The organism is Halalkalibacterium halodurans (assembly GCF_004376175.1).
GTDB lineage: Bacteria > Bacillota > Bacilli > Bacillales > Bacillaceae_D > Halalkalibacterium > Halalkalibacterium halodurans.
In genome coordinates, this window is record NZ_SNUY01000045.1 from 22,712 (window position 1) to 28,711 (window position 6,000).

5 protein-coding genes are annotated in these 6,000 nt (G+C 46.4%); 4 read left to right on the forward strand and 1 reads right to left on the reverse strand.

Features of this window, described 5'->3' with window-relative positions:
- Positions 1-9: 9 nt before the first annotated feature.
- Positions 10-1,443, reverse strand: a complete 1,434-nt coding sequence (locus E2L07_RS14095; protein WP_134228568.1) for a DDE-type integrase/transposase/recombinase — start codon at positions 1,441-1,443, stop codon at positions 10-12.
- 173 nt (positions 1,444-1,616) lie between these two features.
- Between E2L07_RS14095 and E2L07_RS14100 the strand changes: the two genes are divergently transcribed.
- From E2L07_RS14100 to E2L07_RS14115, 4 genes are all read left to right on the forward strand, one after another.
- Positions 1,617-2,606, forward strand: a complete 990-nt coding sequence (locus tag E2L07_RS14100; protein ID WP_134229877.1) for an ABC transporter ATP-binding protein — start codon at positions 1,617-1,619, stop codon at positions 2,604-2,606.
- Positions 2,603-3,601: an ABC transporter ATP-binding protein gene (locus E2L07_RS14105; RefSeq protein ID WP_010896531.1), complete on the forward strand. Its 999-nt coding sequence runs from the start codon at positions 2,603-2,605 to the stop codon at positions 3,599-3,601. Before E2L07_RS14100 ends, E2L07_RS14105 begins: the two co-directional genes overlap by 4 nt.
- A 24-nt stretch (positions 3,602-3,625) precedes the next feature.
- Complete coding sequence (locus E2L07_RS14110) at positions 3,626-4,726, forward strand: M20 family metallopeptidase (protein ID WP_166740085.1); 1,101 nt, start codon at positions 3,626-3,628, stop codon at positions 4,724-4,726.
- Between the two features lie 257 nt (positions 4,727-4,983).
- Positions 4,984-6,000, forward strand: a 1,017-nt coding sequence (locus E2L07_RS14115; RefSeq protein ID WP_134229882.1) for an IS110-like element IS650 family transposase, incomplete at its 3' end; no start/stop codon positions are given.

A 6,000-nucleotide genomic window follows, 5' to 3' on the forward strand; every position in this document is an offset into this window, starting at 1 on the left:
AAACAAAAGCTAGGCAGTCTGATCAATCAACCATTGTTGAGCTAAGTCAATCAGCTTGGTCCAGCGTGCTGGCATGTTTGGAAGTTGTTCTAACTCTGGAATGAGAACAGGAACTTTACCTTCCAAGGCTGAATGCGGTCTTAGAAAGTTGAAGTAAGCCACAAATAAGGTCACAAATGATACGGATCCTTGTTCTGACCCGAATCCGTGAGTGGATCGGTAGTTGCCTTTAAAGGTTCGATTCAGTCTCTCAATAATCTGTTTTAGCGGTCTATATTCCTTGGAGACTTCATCTTCATTGGTTAAGCCGATGACTTGTATTACGTCAAATGGAATCTCATGTTGGGAAAAGAAATGCTGTGCTAACAAGTAGATTGGGTTTCCATCGACAACGAATGTAAGGTTCTCAGGAATCTCTTTCAGCTTAAGTAATACTTCGTCAATCGCTCGAATGGCGGTCGCTGTGTCTCGATTTGGTGAGACAGGGTATGAGAGAATCACCTTTTTCACCGCATCAAAAAAGAAAAACAGATAGTGCCAACGACCATTCACACGGATATACGTTTCGTCACCACAGAATTGATCTGAAAGCTCATAAGGGTAGTGGTCGACGTAAGGCTTAAGCGTAAGTGCTACACTGTTTTCGTAGTTTAAAATGCTTTGGTGAGAAATGGATACACCATGAATATCTTTCATCAGTGCAGCTGTTTTACGAGCGGATAGCCCGTAATTCACGTGATACGTCAGAATGAGTCCAAGTGTATGTGGAGACACATAAAGCCTTGATAAATCGACTTTTGGCTTCTTGGGTGAATGTTTCGCTAACGGTTGATAGTCAATGTGAAACTGGCGGTAAATATACCGCATTTTAAAGGCTTGAGGGTCTTCTTTGAACCGTTTTTTCTCTTTTTGTGACATTCTACTCAATTTCTTTTGGTAGTAGGAACAGTCATTGTTTTTACACTTAAACACATTAAAGTCTTTTCTTTCCTTGATTTTTTCAAGAGTCTTGGCACAGTGAGGGCACTTAAGGATGGCCTCTTTGAGATAGCGGCTTTTTTGATTAAAAAGACAGGAACACACCTTACATTGAAACTGTCCTTTCCCTCCATTATTGGCATACAAATACTCGGATGGAGCACCACACTTTGGACATTTCATTGACGCAGGAACAGGTGTTGAATTAGAACGTCTCTGTACCGGTTTAAGAGGCTTTCCATTCGCCGCCAGATGCTCAGTTAATAACTGTTTAAAATCAAGTTTTTCTGGTACTTCAATGATCGGCAGATCGTCGACTTGAAGTTTCCGATAAGGTTTGTTCACTGGCGCTTCTATTGGCTTATCAAACATGCTTTTCCCAATCAGTAGGGTAAGCAACGTTCGAATCATTTGTTCTTGATAGTTTATTAACATAAGTAAATAGGTTATAATTTGAGGTAACAACTTGTCACATCCTTTTTTCTTAAGGGGATTGATGTCGTGTGGTTACCTCATCAATACCTTAGAATTCAGGGGGGTGGCAAGTTTTTTGCTTATAAAGCCCTCTAATATAGGATTTATTAACCTATTTCTATATAAAGTTTTGACAATACGGCCGGCGATAGAGGGGGGATAGAATGAAAAAGGATACGCTTCTTTCAGTACGAGAGCTGAAAACATACTTTTATACGGAAAGCGGTGCGGTTCCATCGGTCAATGGGGTGTCCTTTGAAGTTAAACATGGGGAAACCGTGGCCGTTGTTGGTGAATCGGGCTGTGGCAAAAGCGTCACCTCCCTTTCCATTATGGGGCTTGTCCGCTCGCCGGGGAAAATCGTCGGCGGTGACATTCGATTCAATGGTCAAGACTTGATAACCATCAGCGAAAGGGAGTACCGGAAGCTAAGGGGAAATGAGTTGTCGATGATTTTTCAAGAGCCCCTGACGTCGCTCAATCCTTTGTTTACGATTGGCAACCAGCTAGGCGAAGTGATTTTGCAACATCAACAAGTGACAAAAGAGGAAGCGAAGCAGAAGGGGATCGAGATGTTAAAAAAGGTGGGGATTCCCCGTGCGGAGCAGGTCTATCGTTCCTATCCGCACCAATTAAGTGGCGGTATGCGCCAACGGGTGATGATCGCGATGGCCCTCGCATGTGAGCCGAAGCTACTCATTGCTGATGAGCCGACGACCGCCCTCGATGTGACGATCCAAGCGCAAATTTTGCAGCTTATGCGTAAGCTAGTGAAAGAAAACGATACGGCGATTTTGCTCATTACCCATGATCTTGGGGTGGTGGCCGAAATGGCTGATACGGTGATCGTCATGTATGCTGGTCAAGTGGTGGAGCAAGCTGATGTGTTCACGTTGTTTGCGACTCCGGCCCATCCGTATACGCAAGGTCTGCTCGCAAGTACGCCAAACATTCATGCCAGTGGAGAAAAACTGCAATCGATTGAGGGAACCGTACCGACCCATGAGACGATGCCAAAAGGCTGTCGCTTTTTCCCCCGTTGTCCGCATGCTACTGAGCAGTGCGTGCATCAAGAGCCACCATTAATGAAAACCGGACGAGGACAGCACGTTCGCTGCTGGCTGTTCGATGGGAAGGAGGCGGCTTCTGGTTGAAAGAGGTGCTATTGGAAGCGAAAGGCCTGACGAAGCATTTTGACGTGAGCGAAGGGTTTTTCAAACGGAAAAAGGCGGTGCTCCGAGCGGTTGATGGGGTGGATTTGACGATTTATGCAGGGGAAACGCTCGGCATTGTCGGTGAATCAGGCTGCGGAAAGTCGACGCTTGGACAGCTACTCATGCGTTTACTGGAACCGACACGTGGTACGCTATCGTTTGCAGGCAGTGATTTTTTAGCATTAAAAGGGGAGGCGCTGCGACAAAAGCGATCGGACATTCAAATCATATTCCAAGATCCGTTTTCCTCGCTCAATCCACGGATGACGGTGAGGGAGATTATTGGCGAACCGCTTAAGACGCATCGTCTCGCCAAGGGAAATGACCTGATCAAGCGAGTGGATGAATTGATGGATGCGGTTGGTCTTGATCGTAGTTACGCCAAGCGCTATCCCCATGAATTCAGCGGGGGGCAGCGCCAACGCATTGGGATTGCACGGGCGATTGCCCTAAAGCCGAAGCTCATTATTTGCGATGAACCGGTTTCGGCACTCGATGTGTCGATTCAGGCGCAAATTTTAAATTTAATGGTACGATTGCAGAAGGAGTTTCAGCTGACGTTTCTTTTTATTGCCCACGGCTTGCCAGCTGTGAAACATATTAGTGACCGAATGGCCGTCATGTACTTAGGGAAGGTAGTAGAGCTTGCCTCTAAAGATGCCTTGTTTGCACAACCGATGCATCCTTACAGCGAAGGCTTGATCCAGGCGGTGCCGATCCCTGATCCGACTGTTCGAAACGACAAGAAGTGGGTGACGCTGGAAGGGGATTTGCCAAGCCCGGTTCATCCACCGTCGGGCTGTCGCTTTCACCCTCGGTGCCCTTATGCGCAAGACAAATGCACCGTGCAGGAGCCGGCGTTGACGGAAAAAGAGCCTGGCCATTTTGTGGCGTGCCATTTCCCATTAGAAAAAACGAGAAAGGATCTGATGTAGGTGGACATAGGGGATAAAGGGGAGATGCTTTCGTTATTGAAAGCACTCGTGAACATAGACAGCGGTTCATATCATAAAGAAGGGGTGGATCGAGTCGGACGAATGTTGACGAACGCCTTCAAACAGATCGGTTTCAAGGTGGCTATTTTTAAGCAAGAGCGCTATGGGGATCATCTTCTATTCACCCATCCTCATGCGTTTGATCCGAAGATCCTGCTCGTCGCCCATATGGATACCGTGTTTCCTGTAGGCACAGCTGCTGTCCGTCCGTTTCAATTGATCGGAACCCGTGCGTATGGACCCGGTGTTATTGACATGAAGGGCAGTCTGGTGTCTTGCCTATATGCGATCAAGGCTCTTGTGGATGCCCAGTCTCCTGCTTTGAAACAGGTGGCGATTTTAATGACGAGCGATGAAGAAATTGGCGCTCCCTCTGGCCGTGAGATCATTGAGAAAATAGGCGTTGGTAAGAAGGCCGTGCTCGTGATGGAGCCTGCGCGTAAAGACGGCTCCCTTGTCACCGCCAGGCGGGGCGGCGGTCGCTATACGCTGAACGTCACGGGCAGGGCAGCTCACTCTGGGGTTGAACCGGAAAAGGGACGAAGCGCCATTGAAGAGCTGGCACATAAAATTATGAAGCTGCATGCTTTGTCAGATTACGAATCGGGAATTAGCGTCAATGTCGGGGTGATTGAAGGAGGAACAGCGGTCAACACCGTCGCAGATCGCGCGAAGGCAAAAGTGGACATCCGCATTAGCAGGCTCGAACAGGCGGAGCCACTGGATCGGGACATTCGCCGGATCTGCGGCACACCGGATGTCGATGGGACGACGATTGAGTTGAAAGGCGGAATCACGCGCCCACCGATGGAGCGAAACGCCCAAACGGTTGCCCTTTTCCAATTGATCCAACAAGTAGCTTCCACAATCGGGCTCGAACTGACGGAAACAGCCACCGGTGGCAGCTCCGACGCCTCATTCACGTCAGCATTAGGCATCCCGACAATTGATGGCATGGGCCCTGTCGGCGGCTTTCCCCATAGCGAAAAGGAATATTTGCGAGTGGACACGATGCAAGAGCGTACCTTGCTGCTGGCGAAAGTCATTGAGCGTTTGTCGGAGTGAGGGTGGGTGGCGCGATACTCTGCAATCGTTTGGTACCTTACGATTAACTCAGACGCTCATTAATATGCACGCTCAATTTAATGAGCGTGTTTTTTGTTAGAGATAACTTTCACAAACGAGACCTCTAATAAAGGAGCATTCCTGTAATGAAGAAATTTGAGAATTGAACAAAAAAGAGCCCTCTTGGTATGATACGAGGTGTCCAAAGCTTCGAAGCAAAAATGGACCCTTAAATTAGTAACCAAGGAGGACTCGAAATGAATTATACACAAAATCAAAAAGTCTCGCAAATCACACCATCAACTCTCATTATTGGCATTGATATTGCCAAAGACAAACATGTCGCACGAGCTCAGGATGATCGTGGATTAGACTTTGGAAAGCGTTTGATCTTTGAAAATCGAATCTTTGGCTTTGAAGCCCTCATTGAGTGGGTAAAGCAACACCAAGCAAAACACAAGAAGAATCACGTCATTTTTGGTGTAGAACCAACAGGACATTATTGGAAGAGTCTTGCTTACTATCTAACGGCAAAAGGTTACGACTTTGTCGTCGTGAACCCAATGCACGTTAAGAAAAGTAAAGAACTTGATGATAATTCTCCAACGAAAAACGATACGAAAGATGCGAAAGTGATCGCCCAGTTAATTAAAGATGGCCGATACTCTGTACCTAACCTCTTAGATGGCATTTATGCCGAACTAAGAGAATGCGTAAAAATTCGAGATCAGCTTACTGAACAATTAATGATCACAGAAGGGCGCATTCAAAATGTGATTCAACGCTACTTTCCAGAGTTTTTCGATGTATTTGGAGATTGGGAAGGAAAAGCAGCTCTCTGTACGCTAAAGATGTTTCCTTTTCCTTCTGATGTACAGAAATTGACACCAGAAATCGTTCTGGAAAAATGGAAGCCCTTTGTTAAACGAGGCGTTGGTATCAAGCGAGCAACGAAACTTGTAGAAACAGCCAAAAAGAGTATTGGGGTTAAGGTAGGTCTTTCATTTGCCAAGCTTGAGCTTACCTATCTTATTGAACAATATGAGTTGTATAAGAAGCAACTAGAAGAGTTAGACGGAGAACTAGAAGCTATAGTTGAAACATTACCTGGCGCTACACAAATGATGAACATTTCTGGCTTAGGGGCGGTGACTGTTGGATTATTCTTTGCGGAAGTTGGGGACATTTCAAAGTACTCTCATCCTCAACAATTAGTGAACTTAGCAGGGCTATCATTACGTGAGCACAGTTCAGGTAAATTTAAAGGGCAAACA

What these genes read in the sequence shown, in the direction of transcription:
- E2L07_RS14100 (WP_134229877.1), top strand. Translation starts at nt 1,617, where the DNA reads ATGAAAAAGGATACGCTTCTTTCAGTACGAGAGCTGAAAACATACTTT.
- E2L07_RS14110 (WP_166740085.1), top strand. Translation starts at nt 3,626, where the DNA reads ATGCTTTCGTTATTGAAAGCACTCGTGAACATAGACAGCGGTTCATAT.